The sequence below is a fragment of the Vicinamibacteria bacterium genome, assembly GCA_035620555.1.
Taxonomy (GTDB): Bacteria; Acidobacteriota; Vicinamibacteria; order Marinacidobacterales; family SMYC01; genus DASPGQ01.
Genome location: DASPGQ010000669.1, coordinates 1 through 2897, shown reverse-complemented (window position 1 = coordinate 2897; position 2897 = coordinate 1). Strand labels below are relative to the sequence as shown.

The following is a 2897-nucleotide window of genomic DNA, read 5'->3' as shown; positions in this document are numbered from 1 at the left end:
CCAGTACGCCAATGAGTCGGTGCTGGAGTACAGCGGTCTCGGTGCCGGAGACGTCGCCCGGGACGACTTTCGCTTGCGAATCTTTCATCCCGAGGACCTCGAGCGCTTGGGGGAACAACGCCGGCAGGGATTCGAGAAGGGTGCGCCCTTCGAATTGGAGATGCGAGCCCGCCGGAAGGACGGGCAGTTCCGGTGGTTCCTCATTTATTACAAGCCGCTGGTGGACGAACGAGGTCGCATTCTCCGCTGGTACGCGACCGGTACGGATATCGACGATCGGAAACGCGCGGAAGAGCGGATACGCAACGAGAACCGCGTCTTGCGCGAGGAGATCAACCGCGCCTCCATGTTCGAAGAAATCGTCGGCTCTTCGGACGCGCTCCGCAAGGTTCTCGTTCAGCTGGAAAAGGTAGCACCGACGGACTCCACGGTGCTCATCACCGGCGAAACGGGGACGGGCAAGGAGCTCGTGGCCCGCGCGATTCACAAGCGCTCGGCGCGCTCGGCGCGGGCCTTCGTCAGCATCCACTGCGCCGCGGTGCCCGCATCACTCATCACGTCCGAATTGTTCGGTCATGAGCGCGGTGCCTTCACCGGCGCCCTCCAGCAAAGGAAAGGGGCGTTCGAGCTCGCGGATGGGGGGACGATCTTTCTCGACGAGGTCGGCGAGCTGCCCGCCGATACCCAGGTGGCCCTGTTGCGTGTGTTGCAGGAGCGGGAGTTCCAACGGATTGGCGGCAGCCGGCCGATTCGAGTCGACGTGCGCGTGATTGCCGCCACGAATCGCGACCTGCAGGCCGCGGTGGTCGAAAGGTCGTTCCGGCCCGACCTGTTCTATCGCTTGAACGTGCTCCCGCTCGAAGTGCCGGCGCTCCGCAAGCGTCCGGCTGATATCCCACTTCTGGTGGAGTACTTCGTCTACCGGTTCGCCAAGCGCGCGGGCAAGAAAATCACCGGCATTGAACGAGAGGCCCTCGATCTGCTGCAGTCCTATCCCTGGCCGGGAAATGTCCGCGAGCTTCAGAACGTCATCGAGCGCGCGGTGATCCTTTGCGACAGTGAACGGTTGTCCGTCGATGAAAGCTGGCTGATCGGGCGGTCCACCGTCCAGTCCCCTGTCCAGCGGCCGCTCGACAACGAGCTTCGATCGCGTGAGCGAGCCATGGTCGAGGCGGCGCTCATGGAGAGCAAAGGCCGCGTCTCGGGACCGTCCGGCGCGGCCGCGAAACTGGGTATTCCGCGATCGACTCTCGAGTCCAGGATCCGGTCTCTCGGACTCAACAAGCACCGTTTCAAGGCGAGCCCACCTCAGGACTAAGGGCACCGCGCCTGGCGAAAACTCGCCAATTGGCGGAACCTCGTCATCGTCAATCGTTCGCCCCTCCGTCTATGCAGTCACTTAGCGCTGGCGCGGGAATTGCTCTCTTCGCTACGACCCAGGGAGGCGAAACCATATGACCACTGAAATGAAGGCTTTGTTCACCACGATTGCACTCGGTATAGCGTTGACAGGACGTGGGGCGGGCGCGCAACCGTCGGTGCCCTCGACGTTCAAGACCGAGACCATCGCGACCGCCTCTGGAGCGGATATCTTCGTTCGGTCGGGCGGGTCGGGACCCGTGGCCCTGCTCATTCACGGTTACGCCAACACGGGCGACATGTGGGGACCGCTGGCCGCCGAGCTGGAAAAGACTCACACCGTGATCATTCCCGACCTCCGCGGGATGGGACGCTCATCTCATCGGGAAGTCGGCTACGACAAGAAGACTCAAGCCGCGGATATCCGTGCCGTGGTCACCGCCCTCGGAAAGGACCGTGCCGCGGTGGTTGGGCACGACATCGGCAACATGGTCGCTTACGCCTACGCCGCGCGATACCCGGAGACGGTCGATCGCCTGGTCGTGATGGATGCACCGATCCCCGGCATCGATCCCTGGGACGAGATCATCCGCAGTCCGGCTCTCTGGCACTTTTCCTTCGGAGGTCCCGACGCCGAGCGGCTGGTCGAGGGTCGCGAGCGCATCTTCCTCGATCGCTTCTGGAACGAGTTTGCGGCGGATCCCTCCAAGATAGACGAGGCCACTCGCGGACATTATGCCGCGCTCTATGCGCAGCCGGGGGCGATGCGCGCCGGGTTCGCTCAGTTCGCGGCCTTTTCGAAGGATGCGGAAGACAACAGAATCTCCCAGCAGACCAAGCTGACCATGCCGGTCCTGGCCGTGGGCGGAGAGAAATCCTTCGGTCGGGTCATGGCGGTGGTCATGCGCAACGCTGCGACCGATGTGCGCGAAGCCATCGTTCCGGGAGCCGGGCACTGGTTGATGGAGGAGAATACGGCGGTGACCGTGGCGCTCGTCCGCGATTTTCTCGATGAGCGCCAACCCGGAGCCGGTGAGCGCCGGACCACGCCCGAGGAATTCGAGTTCTCCGAGGGAACCGGCCCGGGCACGGGAACCTCCGGGGCCACCGGCATCCGGACGGCCGTCCTGAAGGGGGATCCGGATCGGCCAGGTCTCTACACAATCATGCTGTACGTCCCGGCCAATACCAGGATCGCGGCACACGATCATCCGGACGATCGCGTTGCCACCGTCGTCTCGGGAACCTGGTACCTCGGCTACGGCCCTCGGTTCGAGGCTTCTGATCTGAAAGAGCTACCGGCGGGAAGCTACTACACCGAACCGCCCCATCGCGCCCATTTTGCCGAGACCCGCGCCGAACCGGTGGTCGTGCAAATAACGGGTTTCGGACCCTCGGGCACCGAGTACCTCGACGCCGGCTCGGGCCCACGGCGTCCCTGCGGTAGCGACGCGGAGCATTGCCGTTGACATACCGAATTCACCGCTCGGGGAGCGCATGGGAGGTGACCTTTTCTCTGAGTGGTGCGATGGACAGCG

The 2897-nt window shown here is 63.8% G+C and carries 1 protein-coding gene and 1 pseudogene; both read left to right on the top strand.

Annotated elements, in window-relative coordinates; all coding sequences use genetic code 11:
* A partial coding sequence (locus VEK15_27205; protein HXV64416.1) for a sigma 54-interacting transcriptional regulator occupies positions 1 to 1318 on the top strand: 1318 nt, incomplete at its 5' end.
* Positions 1319 to 1466: 148 nt separating this feature from the next.
* Positions 1467 to 2369, top strand: a pseudogene (locus tag VEK15_27200) (alpha/beta hydrolase).
* Positions 2370 to 2897 lie beyond the last annotated feature (528 nt).